This window comes from Nesterenkonia sp. PF2B19 (assembly GCF_001758425.2).
GTDB lineage: Bacteria > Actinomycetota > Actinomycetes > Actinomycetales > Micrococcaceae > Nesterenkonia > Nesterenkonia aethiopica.
The window spans coordinates 1-23,304 of record NZ_MDSS02000026.1 but is presented as its reverse complement, the minus strand read 5'-3'; the positions used below and the strand labels follow the sequence as shown (position 1 = coordinate 23,304).

The following is a 23,304-nucleotide window of genomic DNA, read 5'->3' as shown; positions in this document are numbered from 1 at the left end:
TCCACCTGAGGGGAACCCGTGATCGAGAAGACCACCAGCCTGCAGCCCCGCGAGCGGGACCCGCGGGCCGACGCCGGCGCCAAGGCCGCCACGCTCATCGAGCGCTGCCCTGGATCCAGAAGTTCGCCGGCGAGACCATCGTGATCAAGTACGGCGGCAACGCCATGGTCGACGATGAGCTGCGTCGTGCCTTCGCCGAGGACGTGGTCTTCCTGCGCCACGTGGGGGTCAACCCGGTGGTGGTCCACGGCGGCGGCCCGCAGATCAACGCCATGCTGGAGACCGTCGGCGTGGAGTCCGAGTTCCGGGCCGGCTACCGGGTCACGACGCCGGAGGCCATGGATGTGGTGCGCATGGTGCTGACCGGCCAGGTGGGCCGGGAGCTGATCGGCCTGATCAACAGCCACGGCCCCTATGCGGTGGGCCTCTCGGGGGAGGACGCCGCCCTGCTGCGCGCCCGGCGCAAGACCGCCCACCTCGGCGGGGAGGAGATCGACCTCGGCCTGGTCGGCGAGGTCACCGGGGTCAATCCCGCCGCCGTGGAGGATCTGCTCGCGGCCAAGCGCATCCCGGTGATCTCCACCGTCGCCCCGGAGTTCGACGACGCCGGTCAGCCCACCGGCGAGGTGCTCAACGTCAATGCGGATCTGGCGGCCGCCGCCGTGGCCTCCGCCCTGGGAGCCGCCAAGCTGGTCATGCTCACCGATGTGGAGGGCCTCTACGCTGACTGGCCGGACCGGTCGTCGCTGATCTCCTCGCTGTCCGCCTCCGACCTGCGCGCCATGCTGCCGGAGCTGCAGTCCGGGATGATCCCGAAGATGACCGCCGCACTCACCGCCGTGGACGGCGGGGTCCCGAGGGCTCACATCGTCGACGGCCGCGCCCCCCATTCGATGCTGCTGGAGATCGTCACCACCGAGGGCGTCGGCACCCAGGTGGTCCCGGACGAGGAGGTCACCCCATGACCGCGCCGCATCAGCCGAGCAGCCACCAGCCGAGCGCTCACCGTCCGACCACGGAGGAGCTCACCACCTCCGCCCTGGCCGAGGCGCAGCCCGACCAGGCCCTGCTGGAGCGCTACCAAGAGTCCCTGCTGGGCGTCTTCGGGACCCCGCAGCGGGTCCTGGTGCGCGGCTCCGGAGCCACCGTGTGGGACGCGGACGGACGAGAGTACCTGGACCTGCTGGCCGGGATCGCGGTCAACGCGCTGGGCCACGCCCACCCGCTGATCACCTCCGTGGTGGCCAGCCAGTCGGCCACCCTGGGGCACATCTCCAACTTCTTCACCAGTCCCACCCAGGTCGCCCTGGCCGAGAAGCTTCTGCAGCTGTCTGCGGCACCCGAGGGCTCCAAGGTGTTCTTCACCAACTCCGGCACCGAGTCCAACGAGGCCGCCTTCAAGCTCGCCCGACGGCATGGCGGGGCGGACCGTCCGCGCATCATCGCGCTGGAGGACGGCTTCCACGGTCGCTCCATGGGAGCCCTGGCGCTGACCTGGAAGCCCGCCCATCGGGAACCCTTCGAACCGCTGCCGGACGGCGTCGAGTGGGTGCCCGCCGGTGACGTGGAGGCGCTGCGCCAGGCGGTCGACCCCACGGTGGCCGCCGTCGTCGTCGAAGCCGTCCAGGGAGAGGCCGGGGTCCGCGGGATGCCGGAGGGGTACCTCCAGGCCGTCCGGGAGATCACCCGGGAGGCCGGCGCGCTGATGATCGTCGACGAAGTCCAGACCGGGGTGGGCCGCACCGGGGAGTGGTTCGCGTCCACCGACGCGCGGCCCGACGCCATGACGCTGGCCAAGGGCCTCGGCGGCGGATTCCCCATCGGTGCCATGATCACCTTCGGCGAGCAGGTCAGCGGGCTGCTCTCCGCCGGACAGCACGGCACCACCTTCGGTGGGAACCCGGTGGCGACGGCGGCGGCGCTGGCGACCATCCACGCCCTGGAGTCCGGGGACGTCCTGCAGAACGTGCGTCGGGTCGGCGCGGCGACGGCGGCGGCTCTGGAGCAGCTGGAGCTGGTCACCGAGGTCCGGGCCCATGGCCTGCTGATCGGCTTCGACGTCGACGGCGGCGATCGTGGGGACGACGGCGGCCCCGCCCTCGCCCCGGCGATGGTGTCGGCCGCGCTGGAAGCCGGCTTCATCATCAACGCCCCGGGACCGCACACGCTGCGGCTCGCCCCGCCGCTGACCATCACCGAGACCCAGATGATGCGCTTCGTGGACGCCTTGCCCGGGATCCACCGCGCTGCGAAGGAGACCCTATGACCCGCCACTTCCTCACCGACCTGGACCTCAGCCCCGAGGAGCTGGGCCGGGTCCTGACCCTGGCAGCGGCCATGAAGGCCGCCCCCTACGCGATCACGCCGCTGGCGGGACCGCAGACCGCGGCCGTCTACTTCGACAAGACGTCCACCCGGACCCGGATCTCCTTCGCCGCAGGCATCTCCGCCCTCGGTGGGGCGCCGCTGATCATCAATCCGGGGGAGTCCCAGCTGGGCCACAAGGAGTCGATCAGCGACACCGCGAAGGTCCTGGAGCGCATGGTCTCGCTGATCATCTGGCGCACCTATGAGCAGTCCGGTCTGGAGGAGATGGCCGCCCACAGCCGCGTGCCGGTCATCAACGCGCTCTCCGACGACTACCACCCCTGCCAGCTGGTGGCGGACCTGCTCACGGTCCGAGAGCATCTGGGCGAGCTGACGGGGCGCTCCCTGGCGTATCTCGGGGATGCGGCGAACAACATGGCCAACTCGTACCTGCTGGCCGGAGTCAACGCCGGCATGGACGTGCGCATCGCCGGACCCGAGGGATACCTGCCGGCCGAGGAGATCGTCTCCGCCGCCCGCGTGCGGGCCGCGGAGACCGGCGGCTCGGTGACCATCACCACCGAGGCCTCCGAGGCGCTGGCCGGGGCCGACGTCGTGGCCACCGACACCTGGATCTCCATGGGGCAGGAGGACGAGAAGGAGCAGCGGCTGCAGCTCTTCGGGGACTATCGGGTCGATGCGGCCGCGCTGGCGCAGGCGGCCGAGGGCGCGATCGTGCTGCACTGCCTGCCGGCGTATCGGGAGGCGGAGATCAGCGCCGAGGTCATCGACGGCCCGCAGTCGGTGGTCTGGGACGAGGCGGAGAACCGGCTGCACGCGCAGAAGGCCCTCATGGCCTGGCTGCTGGTGGAGTCAGGCCTGGCCGACGAGGAGACGGTGGCGCTGGTGCGTGCCGGCGAACGTGGCGAGGAGCTGCCGCGACGATGAGCACGCAGAGCACCCCCACCACCAAGACCGCCCGGCATGCCAAGATCCGGGAGCTGATCACTCGTGGCACCGTCCGGTCGCAGGGCGAGCTGGTGGAGCAGCTCGCCGAGGAGGGGGTGCGGGTGACCCAGGGGACGCTGTCCCGGGACCTGGTGGAGATCGGCGCCGCAAGGGTGCGGGGAGCCGACGGGGCGCTCATCTACGCCGTCCCCGCCGAAGGCCATGAGCGTGAGTTCCAGGCGGATCAGACGGAGGCCACCACGCTGGCCCGTCTGGTGGGCCTGTGTCGGGACCTGCTGGTCTCGGCGGAGGCCAGCGCCAACCTGGTCATCCTCAGGACGCCGCCGGGGGCCGCGCAGTTCCTGGCCAGCGCGGTCGACCATGCCGGTCTCCGGGACGTGCTGGGCACCATCGCCGGGGATGACACCATCATGCTGGTCACCGCCGGGCCGCAGAGCGGTCCGGCGCTCGCGGAACGCTTCCGCGCCTTCGCGGAAGGACGGGACCCTGAAGCGGACGAGGCGTCCTGACCCGCGACACTGCATCTCCGCATCGCGGAATATGCTCTCCGTTCTGGATCGTCACGTGTGATACTGGTCTCGTCGGTCGCTCCGCAGACCCTGGCGGGGGCTCGGCCGACGACCTCGACCAGGAGCACAGGATGACGACGAACCCGATCCGGATCACCGTCAACGCTCGTGAGCGGGTGCAGGCGGCGCCCCCTCGGATGAGCCTGCTGGACTGGCTGCGCGGGCTCGGACTGACCGGCGCGAAGGAGGGCTGCGCCGAGGGAGAGTGCGGCGCCTGCGCCGTGTTGGTGGCCCGCCCCGACGGCGGCGCTCCGTCCGGTGGACTGCGGTCAACTCCTGCCTGCCGCCGGCGGCGGCTCTCGACGGCCAAGAGATCGTCACCGCGGAAGGCCTCGCCGACGGCGCGGACGGCCTCCACCCCGTCCAGCAGGAGATGGCGCAGCGCGGGGGATCCCAATGCGGATACTGCACCCCCGGATTCATCTGCTCGATGGCCGCCGAGTTCTACCGGCCCGAACGGCGGGCCACCGGCGACGACGATGCTGACGAGGGTGTTGACGGCTCGTCCGGCGTCTCCGCGCCCTGCGGCGACTCGCACGGCCCGAACGGCTTCGACCTGCACGCCCTGAGCGGCAACCTGTGCCGCTGCACCGGCTACCGGCCCATCCGGGACGCCGCCTATGCGCTGGGTCGGCCGCACCCTGAAGACCCGCTGGTGCGCCGCTGTGCCTCCGCCGCACCTGCGGCCGCGACGACGTCGGTGGCCGCCGAGGACGGCTGGTTCCTCCGTCCGGCGACCCTGGCGGAGGCTCTGGACCGGCTCGCCCAGGACCCTGAGACGGTGGTGATCGCCGGCGCCACCGACCTCGGAGTGGGGCGGAACATCCGGCACGCCCGCCCTCGCAGCCTGCTGGCGATCGACCATCTGCCCGAACTGCAGGCGATCACCTGGGCGGATGACGCCGTCGAGATCGGCGCGGCCGCGACCCTCTCAGAGATCGAGCGCACCGTCTCCGGCCGCGTCCCGCTGGTGGCCCAGCTGCTCCCGCAGTTCGCCTCGCGGCTGATCAGGAACAGCGCCACCCTCGGCGGCAATCTGGGCACGGCCTCGCCCATCGGCGACGCCGCCCCGGCACTGCTCGCCTTGGATGCGGAGCTGGACCTGGTCTCCGCCGACGGGCGGCGGACGGTCCCGCTGAAGGACTTCTTCACCGGGTATCGGCAGACCGTGCGGACGGCCGGGGAGCTCATCCGGGCGGTGCGGATCCCCCTGCCTCTGCAGCCGCACACCGCATTCCACAAGATCGCCAAGCGGCGGTTCGACGACATCTCCTCGGTGGCCGTGGCCTACGCCGTGACGCTGCGCGACGGGCACGTCGACGATGTCCGCATCGGACTCGGCGGGGTGGCCGCCACGCCGCTGCGTGCGCTGGCCGCGGAGGACGCCCTGCGCGGCCGGGAGTGGACGCCCGCGACCGTCGACGAGGCGGCGTCGGTCCTGCGGGCCGAGGGCACGCCGATGGACGATCTGCGGGCCAGTGCGGACTACCGCGCCGAGATGCTCGCCCAGAGCCTGCACCGGTTCCTCGCCGAGCGGGAGGACCGCGAGGATCGTCCCGAGGAGCCCGTGAAGGAGGAGACGAGGCCATGACGTCGCAGACCGACCCTCAGATCCGGCCTGAGTCCCCGTCCGAGCACCGCGGCGTCGGCGCCGCCGAACCGCATGAGAGCGCGGCCCTGCACGTGACGGGAGCAGCCCAGTACACCGACGACATCGCCGTCCGCGACCCGCGGACCCTGCACGCCTGGCCCGTCCAGGCTCCGCATGCCCATGCTCGCGTGCTGGCCCTGGACACTGCGGGTGCCCGCGCGTCGACGGCGCGTGGAGGTGCTCACCGCCGAGCACGTCCCCGGCATCAACGACGCCGGGGTGAAGGGTGACGAACCGCTCTTTCCACGGGTGGTGATGTTCCACGGGCACGCCGTGTGCTGGGTGCTGGGGGAGACCCAGGAGGCCGCCCGGCGGGGTGCCGAGGCCGTCGTCGTAGACTACGAACCCCTGGACGCGCTGATCACCCTGGACGAGGCGATCGCCGCGGAGAGCTTCCAGGGCCGGCAGCCGGTGCTGCGCCGCGGCGATGTCGGCGCCGGTCTCGCGGAGGCGCCCCACCGCTTCTCGGGGACGTTCTCCTTCGGCGGCCAGGAGCACTTCTACCTGGAGACCCACGCCTCCCTCGCCCTGGTGGACGAGGCCGGGCAGGTGATGGTCCACAGCTCCACCCAGCACCCCACCGAGACGCAGGAGATCGTGGCCCACGTGCTGGGGGTCGCCTCCCATGAGGTGACGGTCCAGGCGCTGAGGATGGGCGGAGGCTTCGGCGGCAAGGAGATGCAGCCCCATGGTCTGGCCGCGGTCGCCGCGCTCGGAGCGGTGCGTACGGGCCGCCCGGTCCGCGTGCGCCTGACCCGCACCCAGGACATCACGATGACCGGCAAGCGCCACCCCTTCGCCGCGCAATGGGAGGTGGGCTTCGACGACGCCGGCCGCCTCCGGGCGCTGAAGGCGGTCATCACCTCGGACGGCGGGTGGTCCCTGGACCTCTCCGAGCCGGTGCTCTCGCGGGCCCTGTGCCACATCGACAACGCTTATCTCATCCCGGCCGTGGAGGTCCTGGGCCGGATCGCGAAGACGCATAAGACCTCGCAGACCGCCTTCCGCGGATTCGGAGGGCCGCAGGGGATGCTCATCATCGAGGACATCCTGGGGCGGTGCGCGCCGCTGCTGGGGCTGGCCCCGGACGAGCTGCGGCGCCGGAACCTCTACCGCCCCGGAGACGTCACACCCTATGGGCAGCCCGTGCGGCACGCCGAACGTCTCGGAGACATCTGGGACCAGCTGGAGGATCGCGCCGACGTCGTGTCCCGACGTCGGCAGGTGGAGGAGTTCAACGCCCGGCATGGCCACCGGAAGCGCGGACTGGCACTGACCCCGGTGAAGTTCGGGATCTCCTTCAACTTCACCGCCTTCAACCAGGCCGGCGCCCTGGTGCACGTCTACAAGGACGGCTCGGTGCTCATCAACCACGGCGGCACGGAGATGGGCCAGGGGCTGCACACCAAGATGCGGCAGGTGGCGGCCACGGCTCTGGGCCTGCCGCTGGAGCAGGTGCGTCTGGCCCCGACCCGCACGGACAAGGTGCCCAACACCTCCGCCACGGCGGCCAGCTCGGGCGCGGACCTCAACGGCGGAGCCGTGAGGAACGCCTGCGAGCAGATTCGCCAGAGGCTGGCGGAGGTGGCCTCTCGGCGGCTCGGGGTCCACTCCCATGACGTCCGATTCTCCGACGGCGAGGTTCGGGGGCTGGGGACCGAGCCGGTGAGTTTCGCCGACGTCGTGCGGGACGCCTATCTGCAGCGGGTCCAGCTCTTCGCCGCCGGCTACCACCGCACCGAGGGCATCCACTGGGACCCGGTGGCGATGCGAGGCGAACCGTTCAAGTACTTCGCCTACGGTGCGGCCGTCAGCGAGGTCGAGGTGGACGGCTTCACCGGAGCCCACCGGCTGCTCCGCACCGACATCCTCCACGACGTCGGCGACTCGCTGTCCCCGCTGATCGATGTGGGCCAGATCGAGGGCGGCTTCGTCCAGGGCGTCGGGTGGCTGACCCTGGAGGACCTCCGCTGGGACGAAGGCGACTCGCCGGGACGCGGCCGGGTGCTCTCCCAGGCGGCGAGCACCTATAAGCTCCCCAGCTTCTCGGAGACGCCGGAGGACTTCACGGTGCATCTCTACGAACGCGCCACCGAGCCCGGGGTGGTGTACGGATCCAAGGCGGTGGGGGAGCCTCCCCTCATGCTGGCCTTCAGCGTCCGGGAGGCGCTGCGGGCCGCGGTGGCCGCCTTCGGCCCCGGCGGATCCTCGGTGGAGCTGCCCAGTCCGGCCACCCCGGAGGCGGTGTTCTGGGCGCTGCGGCGTGCCCGGGAGGCGGCAGGGGACGAGGCGGCGCGGGATGAGGCCGCAGAGCTGGTGTGCGGCGGCTGACGGTGGAGCTGACGGGTGACTGGCATGAGGCGCTGGGCCGGCTGCGGGCTCGGGGCCGGGCGGGCGTGCTCGTCACCGTGCTGAGCACCCGCGGTCACGCCCCGCGGGAGGCGGGGGCCAAGATGGTCGTCGCCGCGGACGGCTCCTGGGACAGCATCGGGGGAGGGAACCTCGAGCAGACCGCCATCGAGCATGCCCGATCCCTGCTGGCCCCGGGGTCGGAGAGCCCCCAGACCCTGGAGCTGTCCCTGACCGAGCATGCGCCTGCCGTCCACGGTCGTCAGTGCTGCGGTGGGCAGGTCTCGCTGCTCTTCGAACGGATCGGTGCGCCGCCGGTCGTGGCGATCTTCGGCGTCGGCCACGTAGGCCTGGAGACGGCGCGGATGTTCTCTCGCCTGTCCGTGACCCTGCACCTGGTGGACAGCCGCGAGGAACAGGCGGGCCGGGCCCGCGCCCTGGACCTGACGGAGTCTCGGGCCCAGGTGGAGGTCCACCACGCCCCGGCCCCGGAGACGGTGATGGCGCAGCTGCCAGCGGGGGCCCACGTGCTGATCATGACCCATGACCACGCCGAGGACCTGTTCCTGTGTGAGGCCGCCCTGGGGCGGGAGGATCTCGGCTACGCGGGGCTCATCGGGTCACGGGCGAAATGGGCCCGGTTCCGTCGTCGGCTGCAGGAGAGCGGGCACCCCGAGGAGCACCTCGACCGCATCACCTGCCCCATCGGGCTCTCTGAGGTGCCCGGCAAGGACCCGGTGAGCATCGCGGTCAGCGTCGTGGCGGACTATCTGCGCCGTGGGTCCGTCGGAGCTCCTGGGGGAGCGAGCGCATGACGATCTATCGGGCGCAGGTGTTGGACACTCCAGGGGAGCTGGGAGACCCTGACGCGTTGCGGGCGGACCACGACTGCGCCCTGGTCGTCGAGGACGGGGTGATCGTCGCCCGGACCGGGCTCGACGCCGCCGTCGCCGGCCATCCCGGTCACGAGGTCGTGGATCTTCGCGACGGCGTTCTGCTGCCCGGCCTGGTGGACACCCACGTCCACTTCCCCCAGATCCGCGTCATCGGCGGGCTCGGGATGCCCTTGTTGGAGTGGCTCGACCAGTGCGCGCTGCCCGAGGAGGAGAGGTTGGCCGAGGCGACGCATGCCCAGGCGGTGGCCGAGGACTTCCTCTCCTCCGTGGTGCGGTCCGGGACGACGTCGGCGCTGGTCTTCGGCTCCCACTTCCCGGCGGCGATGGACGCGCTCTTCACGCAGGCGGAGCGGATCGGACTGCGGATGACCTCCGGCCTGGTGGTCAGCGACCGCCTCCTCCCGGAGAGCCTGCTGGTCACCCCGGAGCGGGCTCTGGAGGCCGGCCGGACCCTGGCGGGGCGATGGCATGGCCGAGGACGGCTGCGCTATGCGGTCACTCCGCGGTTCTCGCTCTCGGCGAGCCAGGAGATGCTGCGGTCGTGCGGTGAGCTGCTCGCCGCGGGAGCGGGCACGGGGCCGGGCGACGAGGGTCTCTGGTTCACCTCGCATGTCAATGAGAACCCGGCGGAGATCGCCGCCGTGCGCGAGCTGTTTCCAGAGGCCCGGGACTACGTGGACACCTATGACCGGGCCGGGCTGCTGAGCTCACGTGCGGTGCTGGCCCATGATGTGCATCCCACGGAGGAGGAGCTGGTCATCCTGGGGGAGCGGGGTGCAGCGGTGGCCCACTGCCCGACGTCGAACTTCTCCCTCGGCAGCGGGCTGTTCCCCTGGCGGCGCCATCGGGACGCGGGCGTGCCGGTCGCGCTGGGCACCGATGTCGGCGCCGGGGCGGGGTTCTTCCTGGTGGCGGAAGGCCTGCAGGCCTATTTCGGGCAGCGTCTGCTCGGTGCTGAGGGCTTGGACCTGCGCCCCTCGGACCTGCTGCATCTGGCGACACGTTCCGGCGCTCAGGTGCTGGGACTGGCCGAGGAGATCGGGGATCTGTCGGTGGGACGTCAGTTCGACGCGGTGCTGGTGCGGCCCCAGACGGGCGGGACGCTGGAGCAGGTCCTGCCTTACGCCCGTGATGCGCAGGATGTGGTGGCGAAGATCTTCTCGCTGGGCTCAGCGGCGGATGTGGCCGGTGTCTGGATCGGCGGGGCTCCCGTGGGATGACGGGGCCTCGTCACTTCCCGGAGCGGTTCCCCTGGTGCTCGTCGAGCACGGCACGCATCGCGTCGAGGCCGAACATCTCGATGGCCGCATAGGCGTTCTGGCCCTCGTGGCGGGGGTCCGCGCCGGCGTCGAGGAGCAGGCGCACCGTCTCCTCGTTCTGCAGGAACACCGCACAGGTCAGGGCGGACTGGCCGCGGTCGTTGAGCCGGTCGACGTCGGCGTCCCGGTCGAGCAGGCCCTTCACCAGGGAGACGTGGTTGTTGTAGGTGGCCAGGATCAGCAGCGTGTCGCCCTTGGCGTTGGCCAGGTTGACCGGGATCCCCTGGTCGATGAGGCCCAGCAGCTCTTCGCCACGGCCCTGCCGCGCGAGGTCGAACATGGAGTTGAGGAACTCCAGCTGTTCGTCGGTCAGCTCGGGGACGTCGCCGGTGTCCTGGGGCTGTCCGGCGGCGGGGGAGGAGTCGTGTGGCATGGCCCCGAGTGTATCGGAGGCCGAGCCGGCGACGGCGGCGTGTCATGTCGTCCGAGGTCATCGACGCCGTCGCGTATGCTGGGTTATTGAAAGTCATTCTCAATAACTAGGAAGGTCGCTCCATGACCCCCTCTCCAGCGCAGGCCCTCGACGCCCTCGTGGTCGGGGCGGGCCCCGCCGGCATCGGGTGCGCCCTCGCCCTCGACGCCGTCGACGGACTGACCGTCGGCGTCGTCGACCGCGGCCAGATCGGCGAGACCTTCCGGCGATGGCCGCAGGAGCAGCGATTCCTCACCCCGTCCTTCACCGGCAACGGCTACGGGTCCACGGACCTGAACTCCGTGCACCCGGAGACCTCTCCCGCCTTCAGCCTCGGTGTGGACTATCCCGACGGGCGCGGCTACGCGAAGTACCTGCGCGGTGTCGCCCGGGTCTTCGAGGTGCCGGTCGCTCCGGAGTGTGAGGTCACCTCGCTGCGGCAGGACGACGCCGGCTTCGTCGCCACCACCCCGCACGGGCCCATCCCAGCGCGGACGGTGGTCTGGGCCGGCGGGGAGTTCCAAGACCCCGCCGTGCCACAGATGGCGGGGAAGGGCGCGCTGGTCCACACCTCCCGCCAGGAGGCCTGGGGGCCGCGGCAGGGTCGCCTCGTGGTGCTCGGCGGCTACGAGTCCGGCCTCGACGTCGCCTGCCACCATGTCGAGGCCGGCGCGGAGGTCACTGTGCTCGATGCCGACCATCCCTGGGACGCCGGCGAAGGGTCCGATCCGTCCTTCCGCCTGGCGCCGCGCACCAGGATGCGGCTGGCTCGCGCCCAGCAGACCGGCAGGCTCCGCCTGCTGGCTCGGCATGCCTCGTCGGTGGCCCGCGACGGAGACCGCTGGTCGGTCTCTCTCAGTGACGGCACCGTGCTGGAGGCCGACTCGGCACCTGTGGCGGGCACCGGGTTCGGGCCTGGTCTCGGACCCGCGGCGCATCTGTTCGACCGCAGGGAGGACGGCTGGCCCCTGGTGGACGCCGACGATCAGTCCACCCGAGCCCCCGGGCTCTTCCTCGCCGGAGCGGCGCTGCGTCACGGGTCGCAGCGCTTCTGCTTCGTCTACAAGTTCCGGCAGCGCTTCGCCCATGTCGCCCGCGTGGTCGGCGAGTCCCTCGGGAAGGACTGCACGGCGCTCGAGGCCTGGCGTCAGGCCGGCATGCTCGCCGAGGACGTCGAGTCCTGCGGGGCCGAATGCGCGTGCTGAGTCCTTCGCCGCCTTGGCTGTTCCTGCTGGCGATCGCCGTCGGCCTGCTGCTGGGACTGACCGGCTCGGACGCCGCCTGGGCGGAGCATGCGACGGATCCGCTGATCATGCTGCTGCTCGGGCTCGTGTTCCTGGAGCTGCGAGTCGGTGGGGCGCGGGAGCTGCTGCGCTCGCGCCGCGCCGCCGTCGTGGCGCTGGTGCTCAACATGCTCGTGCTGCCGGCGGCCGCCCTGGGGCTGGTGACGCTGCTGGTTCCCGACAGCGAGGCCGTGCGTCTGGGGCTGCTGATCTATCTGCTGTTCCCCTGCACGGACTGGTTCCTCGGATTCACCCGGGTGGCCGGTGGGAACGCTGTGCTGGGGGCGGCGCTGATCCCGGTCTCCCTGGTGCTGCAGCTGCTCCTCTACCCGGTGTGGATCTCGCTGGTCACCGGGCGCAGCCTCCCTGGAGTGATGGAGGCGCTGTGGCCGGCTGTCACAGAAGGCCTGCTGATTCCGGCCGCAGCGGCGGTGCTGGTGCGCCTGCTGGTCGGTCGGGCGGCCGGCCGTGACGCGCTCGCCGCCGTTCAGCGGGCCGGAGGCGCGGCCCTGCCCTGGGTGATCGCCGCGCTGATCCTGGTGCTCTTCGCCGCCGGGGCGTCGGAGGCGGTCCTGGCGCCGTGGGTCTTCGTCCAGGTGCTGATCGTGGTCGCCCTGTTCTTCGCGCTCAGCATGGGGCTCGCTGTGGCCGTGTCGCGGCGTGCCGCGTTGGCCGAGCCGGATCTGATCCTGGTCATCTTCACGACGGCGGCTCGGAATGCGCCGCTGATGCTGGCCGTCACGGCCCTGGTGCTGGGCGAGGATCCCGTGGTGACTGCGGTGATCGTGCTCGGCATGCTGCTGGAGTTCCCGCATCTGGCGGCGGTGTCATGGTGGATGCGCCGGCGTCGTCGCAGGGATCGTCGTCGGAGTCGGAGGCTCGGTGTCGCGGAGCCGCTGACGGCGGCGTCCTGAGGCGATAGCCTGCCAGGGAGACGGCGGTTCCCCGAGCCCCACTGCGTGAGTATGCAATGGACTGAATATTTATGTAGACTCCTCGGTGAGCCGACCACCACACCTCCCTGGCCGCCCAGGGACGACATGCAAGGAGCTGGACCCGTGACCGATCGCATCGTTCTCGCCTACTCGGGCGGCCTCGACACCTCAGTGGCCATCGGCTGGATCGCCGAGGCGACCGGCTCCGAGGTCGTCGCCGTCGCCGTCGACGTCGGACAGGGCGGAGAGTCCCTGGAGACCGTCCGCCAGCGCGCCCTGGACTGCGGCGCCGTCGAGGCCTACGTGGCCGACGCTCGCGACGAGTTCGCCGAGCAGTACTGCATGCCCACGCTGAAGGCCAACGGGCTGTACATGGACGCCTACCCGCTGGTCTCGGCCATCTCGCGACCGGTGATCTCGAAGCACCTCGTCGCCGCCGCTCAGCAGTTCGGGGCCTCCACTGTCGCCCACGGCTGCACCGGCAAGGGGAACGACCAGGTGCGCTTCGAGGTCTCCATCCAGACGCTCGGCCCGGAGCTGAAGTGCATCGCCCCAGTCCGCGACCTCGCCCTGACCCGGGAGAAGGCCATCGAGTACGCGGAGAAGAACGACCTGCCGATCGAGACGACGAAGAAGAACCCCTTCTCCATCGACCAGAACGTCTGGGGACGGGCCGTGGAGACGGGCTTCCTGGAGGACATCTGGAACGGCCCCACCAAGGACGTCTACGACTACACCGAAGACCCGGCCTTCCCGCCGGCGGCCGACGTCGTGACCATCACCTTCGATCAGGGCGTGCCGGTGGCCCTCGACGGACGCAGCGTGACGCCGCTGGAGACCATCGAGGAGCTCAACCGCCGCGCCGGCGCCCAGGGCATCGGGCGGATCGACATCGTGGAGGACCGACTGGTGGGCATCAAGTCGAGGGAGATCTATGAGGCGCCGGGCGCGATGGCCCTGATGGCCGCCCACCGGGAGCTGGAGAACATCACCCTGGAGCGCGAGCAGGCGCGGTTCAAGAAGACGGTCGATCAGCGGTGGACCGAGCTGGTCTATGACGGCCAGTGGTTCTCGCCGTTGAAGAACAACCTCGACGTCTTCATCGACGAGACCCAGAAGTACGTCTCCGGGGAGATCCGCCTGGAGCTCCACGGCGGCCGCGCCACGGTGCAGGGCCGGCGCTCCGAGACCTCACTGTACGACTTCAACCTCGCCACCTACGACGAAGGCGACTCCTTCGATCAGTCGTCGGCGCCCGGATTCATCGACATCTTCGGGCTGTCCGCCCGGACGGCCTCGCAGCGCGAGGAGCGGATCCACGGCAAGCCCGACCTCTCCGGCGCCGGCGTCGAGAAGTGAGCGCAGCCGGCATGGGAACGGAGTCGACCAGCCAGACGCACGGCACCAACGAGGGCTCCCTGTGGGGTGGGCGCTTCGCCTCCGGGCCGGCCGATGTGATGGCGGCGCTGAGCAAGTCCACGCATTTCGACTGGAAGCTCGCCCCCTATGACATCGCCGGATCCCGGGCGCACGCCCGAGTGCTGCACCGGGCGGGGCTGCTGACGGAGTCCGAGCTGGAGGGGATGCTCTCGGCGCTGGACGCCCTCGCCGAGGACGTCCGCTCCGGGGCCTTCACTCCCGCGGAGTCCGACGAGGACGTCCACGGGGCGCTGGAGCGCGGGCTGCTGGAGCGGGCGGGCCAGGAGCTCGGCGGCAAGCTGCGCGCCGGACGGTCGAGGAATGATCAGATCGCCACGATGGTGCGCATGTACCTTCGGGATCAGGTCGCGGTCATCTCATCCGGCGTCCTCGACGTCGTCGAGGCCCTGGTCTCCCAGGCGCGGCGGCACCCGACGGCGCCGATGCCGGGCCGCACCCATCTGCAGCATGCGCAGCCGGTGCTGCTGGCCCATCATCTGCTCGCCCATGCGTGGCCGCTGCTGCGCGACGTCGACCGTCTGGCGGACCTGGACCGTCGTCTGGCGCGTTCCCCGTACGGCTCCGGAGCGCTGGCCGGCTCCTCGCTGGGTCTGGACCCGGCGCAGGTGGCCGCCGAGCTGGGCTTCGACGGGCCGACGGAGAACTCCATCGACGGCACCGCCTCGCGGGACCTGGTGGCGGAGTTCACCTGGGTGACCGCGATGATCGGGGTGGACCTCTCCCGGATCAGCGAGGAGGTCATCTTCTGGGCCACCAAGGAGTTCGGCTTCGTCACGCTCGACGACGCGTACTCCACGGGCAGCTCGATCATGCCGCAGAAGAAGAACCCGGACATCGCGGAGCTGGCCCGCGGCAAGGCCGGCCGGCTCATCGGTGACCTCACCGGTCTGCTGGCGACGCTCAAGGCGCTGCCGCTGGCCTACAACCGGGATCTGCAGGAGGACAAGGAGCCGGCCTTCGACGCCGTCGACACCCTCGAGCTGCTCCTTCCGGCGGTCTCCGGGATGATCGCCACGCTCGAGTTCCACCCCGAGCGACTCGCCGAGTTGGCCCCGCAGGGGTTCTCCCTGGCCACGGACGTCGCGGAGTGGCTGGTCCGGCAGGGTGTGCCGTTCCGGGTGGCCCATGAGGTGGCCGGAGAATGTGTGCGGGCCTGTGAGCAGCATGCGCCCGTCAAGGAGCTGCACGAGCTCACCGATGAGGAGCTGGCCGCCATCCACCCGGCTCTCACGCCCGAGGTGCGTCACGTGCTCAGCGTGGAGGGCTCCCTGGCCTCCCGTGACGCCGTTGGCGGCACCGCTCCGGTGCGGGTCGCCGAGCAGCTCGAGGCGCCGCCGCCGAGTCGGCACGGCGCCGCGCGGCGCTGGGAGGCTGAGCATCGGCGGTCGGCGCGACGCAGATGACTGAGATGGCCTCCGGACGCTCGATCTCAGATCCCACGACGCAGCGCAGGCGGCGGCCCCGACTCCTCGGGGCGGCCGCCTGCGTCGTCGTGCTCCTGACCTCCTGCGGGGGAGCTCCGGAGGAGCCTGACGATCAGACGTCCGCCGAGCTGCCGGAGGCTCCGGTCCAGCGGCAGGCCCCGTTCTCCGCGCAGGCGCGTGAGGCGGCCTCGCTGGCGGATCTTCCCGTGCGCGAGATCGCCGACCCGGACTGGGTCGCCGCGACGGCCGAGTCGGAGGAGATTCCGCCGCGCGCGCTGGAGGCCTATGCGGGTGCCGCCCTGCGGCAGCGTGCCGAGAGGCCCGGATGCGGTCTGGGCTGGAACACCCTGGCGGGGATCGGGCAGGTGGAGTCCCTGCACGGCACCTACGCAGGCTCGAGCCTGGAGGCAGACGGCACGGCCTCACCGCCGATCATCGGCATCGCCCTGGACGGCGGTGAGGGTGTGGCGGAGATCCGGGACACCGACGGCGGCGAGCTCGACGGCGACGATGAGTGGGACAGAGCCGTCGGACCGATGCAGTTCATCCCGACCACCTGGGGGCTCTACGCTCAGGACGGCTCTGCCGGGGCACGCGAAGAGGGCCCGGACCCGCAGAACATCGATGACGCCGCGCTGACCGCCGCGGTCTATCTGTGTGAGCGTGGTGGGCCGCTGACGCAGGATGAGGGTTTCGCCACCGCGGTGGGGGCCTACAACCGCTCAATGCCCTACATCAATGACGTCGCCCGGTGGGCTGAGCGGTACGCGGGGGCGTTCTGAACGGGCTCCTTCTGAGGGTGGCGAGCCCGTCGCCCCGGCTCACCAGCTCGAAGCCGGCCGGCGCCGCCTCAGCGGCGAGCGCGGCCTGTGTGACGGGCTGCCATCGGCTCACAGCCTCCACGCTGCGCAGCACCGTGCCGCCGTCGCGGACCTCGTAGCGCTGCACTAGGCCGTCCGGCTGGGGGAGGAAGCGCGCCACGTAGTCCAGTCCGCCGAGGCGCCGATGCTGCTCCACGGACCGACCCGACGGCGGTGCGAGGTGCCGGTCGGCGGTGACGAGTCCGGACGCTCCGGGCGCCATACGCTGTTCCAGCTGCGCGAACATCTCCCGGCGCTGGTGGCCGCTGAGGTGGCCCAGCATATGCGTGCAGAGGAAGCCGTCGATGGGCCCGGTGAGCTGGGCGAAGGCCGCGGGTGCAGGTTCGGCGATGATGCGGACGCGCCCGGCCAGGTCCTCGTCGGTCGAGATCCTGGTCAGCAGGCCGGCCCGCATCATGGCCGAAGGCTCGACGGCGGCGATGCGGCCGTCGAACACCCGGGACAGGGCGTCGACTCCCAGCCCCGTGCCGGCGCCGATGTCCATCACCACGGCGCTGTCTCCCAGCTCTCCGAAGAGCTCCTGGAGAACAGGCCTGATGGGGCTCCACGTCTCCTCGCTCAGGAAGAGATCATGGAGCTCACCGATGAGCTCGTACTCGTCGAGTTGGGACCTAGGCATGCTGTCAGCCCTGGCGGGCCTTGAGGCGGGGGTTCTTCTTGTTGATGACGTAGGTCTTGCCGCGGCGGCGCACCACCTGGGAGCCGGGCTTGTTCTTCAGCGAGCGCAGGGACTTTCGGACCTTCATGGCATCCTCCTAGTGATAATGAGTAGCATTAGCAGTGATCATACGCTTCAACCCTGGAAGGACGCGAATGGAGATCACGCCGGAGGACGAGCCGCAGGGAGCGAGCATCGGAGGGCGGGTGGACGTCGTCGCCGTCGTCGGAGCCTGCGCACCGGAGCGGCAGGAGCTCGCGGCGCGCCTGGCCCGCGCCGAGAACCGGGTGCTGCTGCCCGCGCGCAGGATGCGCGCCGAGCCGGAGGTGCTCGATCAGGCGGTGACGCTCCTGGGCCGGATGCGTGCGGCGCAGGGCCTGGTGGTCGAGCACCCGCTGGAGACGCCGGCCATGGAGATCATCGGCCTTCTGGCCGACCCCACCATGGCCACTCGGCTCTCCGCCGTGGTCTGCGTGGTGGACGCCGCGCATCTGCTCGACGATCTGGAGGCGGAGGACTTCGTGCCGCTGCAGGACGGGGCCCACCACGCGGCCCGGGCGGAACTGATGGTCCAGCAGATCGAATACGCCTCGGACATCGTGCTGGTCAACACCTCCGGCCTTCCGGCTCACCGGCTCCGCACGCTCGAGGCGCTGCTGAGCGCGCTGAGTCCGCGGGCCACGGTGCGACGCGACGGTGGCGTCTCGAACGGATGGCCTCGGCGGAGCACGGAGTACTCCCAGGAGCAGACGAGGGCCGGGTGGATCTGCCAGCTCAACGGGGACTTCGCCCCGGAGGTGACCACCGAGGACGTCACGGTGATGCGGTACGACCAGCTGCGACCTTTCCACCCGGGCCGGCTGCATGCAGTCCTGGAGACCTTCTTCTTCGAACGCGGCGCCGGGCAGGTGCTGCGCTCCGCCGGGTTCTGCCGACTGGCGACCCGGCCACATGTCACCGCCCAGTGGGACCATGTGGGGGCCGGATTCGCCCTGGAACCGGTGAGCTTCGACCACCAGATGCGGGAGGAGGACGAAGTGCTGGCCTTCGGGCAGGACGTCGCCGTCGTCGGGCTCGGTCTGGACACCCGGAGGCTCACCGCGGCCCTGGACGAGGCGGCTCTGGACGACGACGAGCTCGCGGCCGGTCCCATGGCCTGGTCCACCTTCCCCGATCCCTTCCCGGACTGGCGCACCGCACCGAATCTGTGAGCACGGTGAGTCCCACAGGTGCGGGATGGAAGAATGGTCGGCCGTGGACCTTCATCAGCTTGACACGCTCTTCGACGGGCACGCCACGGCGCTCGCTCCGGCCCTGCTGGGCTGCCGCCTGACCGTGGTGACCGTACAGGGTGCTGTCACCGTCCGGCTGACTGAGGTCGAGGCCTACGGTGACCAGGGCGAGGACCCCGGAGCGCACAGCTTCCGCGGCCGCACGGCCCGCAATGACTCCCTGTTCGGGCCTCCGCGGCGCACCTACGTCTACCTGAACTACGGGATCCATCGCTGTCTGAACCTGGCCTGCGGACCCGAGGGCACGGCCGGGGGAGTGCTGCTGCGCGCCGGCGAGGTGCTCGCCGGACGCGGCCTCGCAGTCGAGCGCCGGGGGCGGGACACCGGGGTGAAGCTGCTCTCGGGGCCTGGGCGTCTGGGTCAAGGGCTGGGCATCACGCTCACCATGGACGCCGCGCCGGTGACACTGGTGCCGCCCGAGGCGCCGCAGCCTGCGGATCCGGACCCCGAAGACGTCGCTTTCCTCCTCTCGCCGCCCGGGGAGCCGGTCGGCGAGAGGCTCTGGGGCCCGCGGGTGGGCGTCTCCGGTGTCGGCGGAGGCCCGGAGTTCCCCTGGCGCTGCTGGCTGGCCGGTGAAGCCAGTGTCTCGGCCTACCGGCCGGGTCGGGATGTGCCCGCTCGGGAGGTGCTGGAGCGTCGGCAGAGCTGACGGCGACGCCGTCATGTCCTGTTCACCCTCTTGCGGGTAGGATAGGTGGTCATCTGTTTCAGACATGAGAGCCGTACTGCTTGATGAGTGACACGACCAGCTCGAGCGCATCCGAGGTCATCCCGGATCGTCCGGCCGCGCGCAACGGCCGTTCCGGAGGGCCTCCGGAGACATGCCCACCGACGGTGAGGTCCCCGTCCCGGCGCTCGACGCCGCCGTCGAGGAGGAGCGGGAGTACGTGGGCCTGCTGTACCGCAGGCTCGACGAGCTCCGCGAGGAGAAGGAGACCCAGCTCTCCGAGGTGCGCAGCACCGGGGCGGTGGGCACCATGCAGAACGTCTCGGAGCGCGACGCCTTCGCCACCATGTATGAGGATCGGCTGGCTCAGCTCAACGCCGTGGACGATCGGCTCGTCTTCGGGCGCCTGGATCTCGACGGCGGCGACTGTCGGTACATCGGCCGCATCGGGCTGACCACCGCCGAGCGGCAGCGGCTCATGCTGGATTGGCGAGCCCCGGAGTCCGGCGTCTTCTACCAGGCCACCGCCTTCGATCGGCAGGGCGTGCGACGACGCCGGCACCTGATGCTGCGGCGTCGGGACGTCCAGGGCGTGGAGGATGAGGTCCTGGACCCAGACCTGCTCGAGGAGACGGCGGAGAACCACGGGGACGGGGCTCTGCTCGCGGCGCTCAACGCCCGGCGCACCGGTCAGATGGGCGACATCGTCGCCACCATCCAGGCGGAGCAGGACCGAGTGATCCGCTCGGACCTGCCGGGAGTCCTGGTGGTCCAGGGTGGGCCGGGGACGGGGAAGACTGCGGTGGCCCTCCATCGGGCCGCCTATCTGCTGTACAGCCATCGGGAGCGGCTGAAGTCCGCCGGGGTGCTGATCGTGGGGCCGAACTCCACCTTCATGTCCTACATCGACCGTGTCCTGCCCTCGCTGGGCGAGACCGGCGTGGTGATGTCGTCGGTGGCTGAGCTGTACCCCGGGGTGCGCGGCGTCGAGGAGCAGGACTCCCGGGTCGCTGAGATCAAGGGGCGGCTGCAGATGGCGGAGGTCATCGGTGCGGCCGTGGCCCAGCGTCAACGCACCATGCGGAGCCGCGAGAGGTGGACGTCGACGGCGTCAAGGTCTCGGTCACCCCGGCGATGATCAACCGCGCCCGGGAACGGGCCCGGGCTACCGGCAAGCCCTACAACGAGGCGCGGACGACCTTCGTGAAGGTCGTGGTGAAGGACATCGCGGAGAAGCTCGAGCGCATCCTGGCCAAGCGGTCCGAGGGCAACGAGGCGGACCGCTCCTATCTGGTGGAGGACGTCCGCACCGCCCGCGACGTGCGCGTGCTGCTGAACCTCTGCTGGCTGCCGCGGACGCCGCAGAATCTGCTGGAGGACCTGTGGAGCCGGCCGGCCTATCTGGAGGCGGCCGCACCGATGCTGACCCGGACCGAGCGGGACCTGCTGCGGCGGGAACCCGGGGAGCCGTTCACCGTCGCCGACGTCCCGCTGCTCGACGAGGCCGCCGAGCTGCTGGGCGACCTCGACGAGTCCGCCGGACGGGAGGAGGCTCGGCAGAAGGCCGCCCGGGAGCGGCAGCTCGAGGACGCCCGCAAGGCCGTGGAGAACGCCACCCCCGCGATGGCCGAGATGGGCATCGAAGGCTTCCTGAGCGCGGAGGACGTGGTGAGCCTCAACGAGGAGACCGCCGCCCGCCTCAGTGCTGCTGAGCGCGCCCAGGTGGACCGCACCTGGACCTACGGCCATGTCGTGGTCGATGAGGCCCAGGAGCTCTCACCCATGCAGTGGCATGTGCTCATGCGGCGGTGCCCCCTGAAATCCTTCACCGTGGTCGGCGACATCGCCCAGGGTTCCTCGGCGTCGGCGGCGACGAGTTGGCAGGCCGCCATGGAGCCTTTCGTCGGCGAGCGGATGCGCGTCGAGGAGCTCACGGTCAACTACCGGACCCCGCGCCGGATCGTGGATCTGGCCGAGGCCGTGGCCCGCTCCGAAGGACTGGACATCACCTCGCTGCGCACGGTCCGCGAGGGCGACCATGCTCCCGCAGTGGACCAGGTGGCGGACGATGCCGTGGTGCCGGCGGTGGTGGAGGCCGTCGACGCCGAGTTCGGCAAGGTCGGAGACGGCCTGGTGGCGGCCATCGTCCCGGAGCGGCTCCACGCGTCCGCCCGGCGCGCCCTGCGGGAACGCTTCGGCGAACGGGTCGGCGACGGCGCGGGCTCACTGAGCCAGGACATCGTGGTCCTCACCGCCGATGACGCCAAGGGTCTGGAGTTCGACGCCGTGGTGGTGGTCGAGCCCGCCGAGCTGCGCGAGGAGGCCGCGGGCAGGATCGGCAGCCTGTATGTGGCGCTCACCCGTCCCACCCAGTCGCTGCACGTCGTGCACTCGGGCGAGCTCCCGGCGGGGTTCGACGCGCGGTGAGACGAGACCGGGCCCCGGACCAGGGCCCGACACTGCTACCGTACGAGTTGTGATGGAGAAGAACCTCGTGGAGAACCCAGCGGCGCTGGAGACCCAGCGCAACGATGACAGCTTCGAGAACATCTGGCAGGAGCTGAAGTGGCGCGGCCTGGTGCACGTGTCGACGGAGGAGTCAGCACTGGAGGAGGCCCTCGCGGGGGACCCCATCACCTATTACTGCGGATTCGATCCGACGGCGGCTTCTCTGCACCTGGGTCACCTGGTGCAGCTGCTCACGATGCGACGCATCCAGCTGGCCGGTCACCGGCCCCTGGCGCTCGTCGGCGGCTCCACCGGCCTCATCGGCGACCCCCGCGAGTCGGGGGAGCGGGTGCTCAACACTCCGGAGACTGTGGCCGGCTGGGTGCGCAGCATCCAGGACCAGGTGCGCCCCTACATCTCCTTCGAGGGGGAGAACGCTGCGCAGATGGTGAACAACCTGGACTGGACCCAGGGGATCACCGCCATCGAGTTCCTGCGGGACATCGGCAAGTACTTCCGTGTGGGCACCATGATCAAGAAGGACCTGGTGGCCAAGCGGCTGAACTCTGATGAGGGAATCTCCTACACGGAGTTCAGCTACCAGATCCTCCAGGGTCTGGACTACCTGCAGCTGTACCGAGACTACGACTGCACGCTCCAGTTCGGGGGTTCCGACCAGTGGGGGAACATCACCGCTGGAACGGAGCTTGTCCGGCGAGTGGAGAATGCCCAGGTGCACGCCCTCGGCACGCCGCTGATCACGAACTCGGACGGCACCAAGTTCGGCAAGTCGGAGGGCAACGCGATCTGGCTCGACGCCGAGCTGTGCTCGCCGTACACCTTCTACCAGTTCTGGCTCAACCAGGCCGACGCCGATGTGATCGAGCGGCTGAAGGTGTTCACCTTCCGCAGTCGGGAAGAGATCGACGCCCTGGCTCGCGAGGTGGAGGAGCGCCCCTTCTCCCGGGAGGCGCAGCGGACTCTGGCATGGGATGTGACCACGCTGGTCCATGGGGAGGAGGCGACCCGAAAGGTCATTGCAGCCTCTGAGGCGCTCTTCGGCAAGGGGGAGATCGCCGAGATCGACGAACCGACCCTGCGCGCGGCCTCCGCTGAGCTGCCGGTCGCAGACCTCGACCCGCAGTCAGCCTCCGTGGTGGAGGCGCTGGTCTCCACCGGTCTGGTCAGCTCGAAGTCCGAGGCACGGCGCACCGTCAAGGACGGCGGCGCCTATGTGAACAACACCAAGGTCGACGACGGCGAGACCCCGGCCGGTTCGGAGCTCTGGCTCCATGGCCGGTACCTGGTGGTGCGTCGCGGCAAGAAGAATCTGGCCATCGTGCGCCGGAACGGCGACTGATCACCGAGACCCAGACCGGCACGGCAGCCGCGGCCCGGACGTCCCTTGGGACGCCGGCGCCGCGGCTGTTCTCGTCTGAGACGCACATCACCCCCGATCCGGTTTGCGCGGGGGCGAGGTGCTGTGTAAAGTTTCTACTCGTGCTCAGGGCACAGGGAAGACAGCCGAAAGGCAGAAACCCGGTGCAGAGCACACTGTGGCGGTCACGTCACAGGGCTTCTTGACGCTCATCCTTGAGGATGGCCCAGAGAATTCGGTGAGACACCGAGTTTGCACGGGTCAGACGGATAGGGTAGGATGGAGAAGTTGCTGTCCGGAGGGCGGCTCGGGACCGGGTTTGACAGCCGGAAACGAGATGTTCTAGGATAGAAAAGTTGCTTCGGAGCGATCCGGAAAGCGAAAATTGACAACAGAGAATATGATATGATATTCTAGGTTGGCGGC

The 23,304-nt window shown here is 70.5% G+C and carries 17 protein-coding genes and 4 pseudogenes; 18 read left to right on the top strand and 3 right to left on the bottom strand.

What is annotated here, in order from left to right:
* Positions 1–21: 21 nt before the first annotated feature.
* The 9 genes and pseudogenes from argB to BCY76_RS09290 all read left to right on the top strand — a co-directional run bounded on the left by argB (position 22) and on the right by BCY76_RS09290 (position 9,961).
* Positions 22–965: pseudogene (gene argB, locus BCY76_RS09325) on the top strand (acetylglutamate kinase).
* Positions 962–2,266, top strand: coding sequence for an acetylornithine transaminase (locus BCY76_RS09320; protein ID WP_083277362.1), 1,305 nt, complete (start codon positions 962–964; stop codon positions 2,264–2,266). The pseudogene argB and the gene BCY76_RS09320 overlap by 4 nt, the downstream one beginning before the upstream one ends.
* Entirely contained in the window at positions 2,263–3,255 is a 993-nt protein-coding gene (argF, locus tag BCY76_RS09315) for an ornithine carbamoyltransferase (protein WP_085437575.1), read from the top strand. Before BCY76_RS09320 ends, argF begins: the two co-directional genes overlap by 4 nt.
* Positions 3,252–3,785 carry an arginine repressor gene (locus BCY76_RS09310; protein WP_070159145.1) on the top strand — a complete coding sequence of 178 codons (534 nt, stop codon included), beginning with the start codon at positions 3,252–3,254 and terminating at the stop codon, positions 3,783–3,785. Before argF ends, BCY76_RS09310 begins: the two co-directional genes overlap by 4 nt.
* Positions 3,786–3,916: 131 nt before the next feature.
* Positions 3,917–4,018 (top strand): annotated as a pseudogene (locus BCY76_RS20710) (hypothetical protein); the annotation flags it as partial.
* 32 nt (positions 4,019–4,050) lie between these two features.
* Complete coding sequence (locus BCY76_RS09305; protein WP_442935354.1) at positions 4,051–5,436, top strand: xanthine dehydrogenase small subunit; 1,386 nt, start codon at positions 4,051–4,053, stop codon at positions 5,434–5,436.
* A pseudogene (gene xdhB, locus BCY76_RS09300) lies at positions 5,433–7,827 on the top strand (xanthine dehydrogenase molybdopterin binding subunit). Before BCY76_RS09305 ends, xdhB begins: the two are co-directional and overlap by 4 nt.
* A 2-nt stretch (positions 7,828–7,829) precedes the next feature.
* The gene (xdhC, locus tag BCY76_RS09295; protein WP_237090071.1) at positions 7,830–8,660 is read left to right on the top strand and encodes a xanthine dehydrogenase accessory protein XdhC; all 831 of its coding nucleotides are present in this window, start codon (positions 7,830–7,832) and stop codon (positions 8,658–8,660) included.
* A complete protein-coding gene (locus BCY76_RS09290) occupies positions 8,657–9,961 on the top strand; it encodes a guanine deaminase (RefSeq protein ID WP_070159146.1) in 1,305 nt (434 codons plus the stop codon). Before xdhC ends, BCY76_RS09290 begins: the two co-directional genes overlap by 4 nt.
* 10 nt (positions 9,962–9,971) lie before the next feature.
* Here BCY76_RS09290 and BCY76_RS09285 read toward each other — a convergent pair whose 3' ends face one another.
* On the bottom strand, positions 9,972–10,433 hold the full coding sequence (locus tag BCY76_RS09285; RefSeq protein WP_083277363.1) for an ankyrin repeat domain-containing protein: 462 nt from the start codon (positions 10,431–10,433) through the stop codon (positions 9,972–9,974).
* 122 nt (positions 10,434–10,555) lie between these two features.
* Between BCY76_RS09285 and BCY76_RS09280 the strand changes: the two genes are divergently transcribed.
* The 5 genes from BCY76_RS09280 to BCY76_RS09260 all read left to right on the top strand — a co-directional run bounded on the left by BCY76_RS09280 (position 10,556) and on the right by BCY76_RS09260 (position 16,336).
* Positions 10,556–11,677, top strand: coding sequence for an NAD(P)/FAD-dependent oxidoreductase (locus BCY76_RS09280; RefSeq protein WP_070159147.1), 1,122 nt, complete (start codon positions 10,556–10,558; stop codon positions 11,675–11,677).
* Positions 11,671–12,669, top strand: a complete 999-nt coding sequence (locus tag BCY76_RS09275; protein ID WP_170922644.1) for an arsenic resistance protein — start codon at positions 11,671–11,673, stop codon at positions 12,667–12,669. Before BCY76_RS09280 ends, BCY76_RS09275 begins: the two co-directional genes overlap by 7 nt.
* A 144-nt stretch (positions 12,670–12,813) precedes the next feature.
* Positions 12,814–14,049: an argininosuccinate synthase gene (locus BCY76_RS09270; protein WP_070159150.1), complete on the top strand. Its 1,236-nt coding sequence runs from the start codon at positions 12,814–12,816 to the stop codon at positions 14,047–14,049.
* Positions 14,050–14,060: 11 nt separating this feature from the next.
* The gene (argH, locus tag BCY76_RS09265; protein ID WP_085437571.1) at positions 14,061–15,533 is read left to right on the top strand and encodes an argininosuccinate lyase; all 1,473 of its coding nucleotides are present in this window, start codon (positions 14,061–14,063) and stop codon (positions 15,531–15,533) included.
* The gene (locus tag BCY76_RS09260) at positions 15,530–16,336 is read left to right on the top strand and encodes a lytic transglycosylase domain-containing protein (RefSeq protein WP_139827709.1); all 807 of its coding nucleotides are present in this window, start codon (positions 15,530–15,532) and stop codon (positions 16,334–16,336) included. The genes argH and BCY76_RS09260 overlap by 4 nt, the downstream gene beginning before the upstream one ends.
* On the opposite strand, the gene BCY76_RS09255 is transcribed toward BCY76_RS09260, so the two are convergent.
* A complete protein-coding gene (locus tag BCY76_RS09255; RefSeq protein WP_085437569.1) occupies positions 16,290–17,054 on the bottom strand; it encodes a class I SAM-dependent methyltransferase in 765 nt (254 codons plus the stop codon). The two genes, BCY76_RS09260 and BCY76_RS09255, sit on opposite strands and share 47 nt — an antisense overlap.
* Before the next feature lie 4 nt (positions 17,055–17,058).
* Positions 17,059–17,181: a type B 50S ribosomal protein L36 gene (ykgO, locus tag BCY76_RS09250; RefSeq protein ID WP_070159154.1), complete on the bottom strand. Its 123-nt coding sequence runs from the start codon at positions 17,179–17,181 to the stop codon at positions 17,059–17,061.
* Positions 17,182–17,248: 67 nt separating this feature from the next.
* Here ykgO and BCY76_RS09245 point away from each other — a divergent pair, with 67 nt between their 5' ends.
* The 4 genes and pseudogenes from BCY76_RS09245 to tyrS all read left to right on the top strand — a co-directional run bounded on the left by BCY76_RS09245 (position 17,249) and on the right by tyrS (position 22,860).
* On the top strand, positions 17,249–18,304 hold the full coding sequence (locus BCY76_RS09245; RefSeq protein ID WP_070159155.1) for a GTP-binding protein: 1,056 nt from the start codon (positions 17,249–17,251) through the stop codon (positions 18,302–18,304).
* Between the two features lie 25 nt (positions 18,305–18,329).
* A complete protein-coding gene (locus BCY76_RS09240) occupies positions 18,330–19,034 on the top strand; it encodes a DNA-3-methyladenine glycosylase (RefSeq protein ID WP_083277365.1) in 705 nt (234 codons plus the stop codon).
* Positions 19,035–19,206: 172 nt separating this feature from the next.
* Positions 19,207–21,479, top strand: a pseudogene (locus tag BCY76_RS09235) (HelD family protein).
* A gap of 52 nt (positions 21,480–21,531) precedes the next feature.
* Positions 21,532–22,860 (top strand): tyrosine--tRNA ligase, encoded by a 1,329-nt coding sequence (tyrS, locus tag BCY76_RS09230; protein WP_085437567.1) that lies wholly within the window; start codon positions 21,532–21,534, stop codon positions 22,858–22,860.
* Positions 22,861–23,304 lie beyond the last annotated feature (444 nt).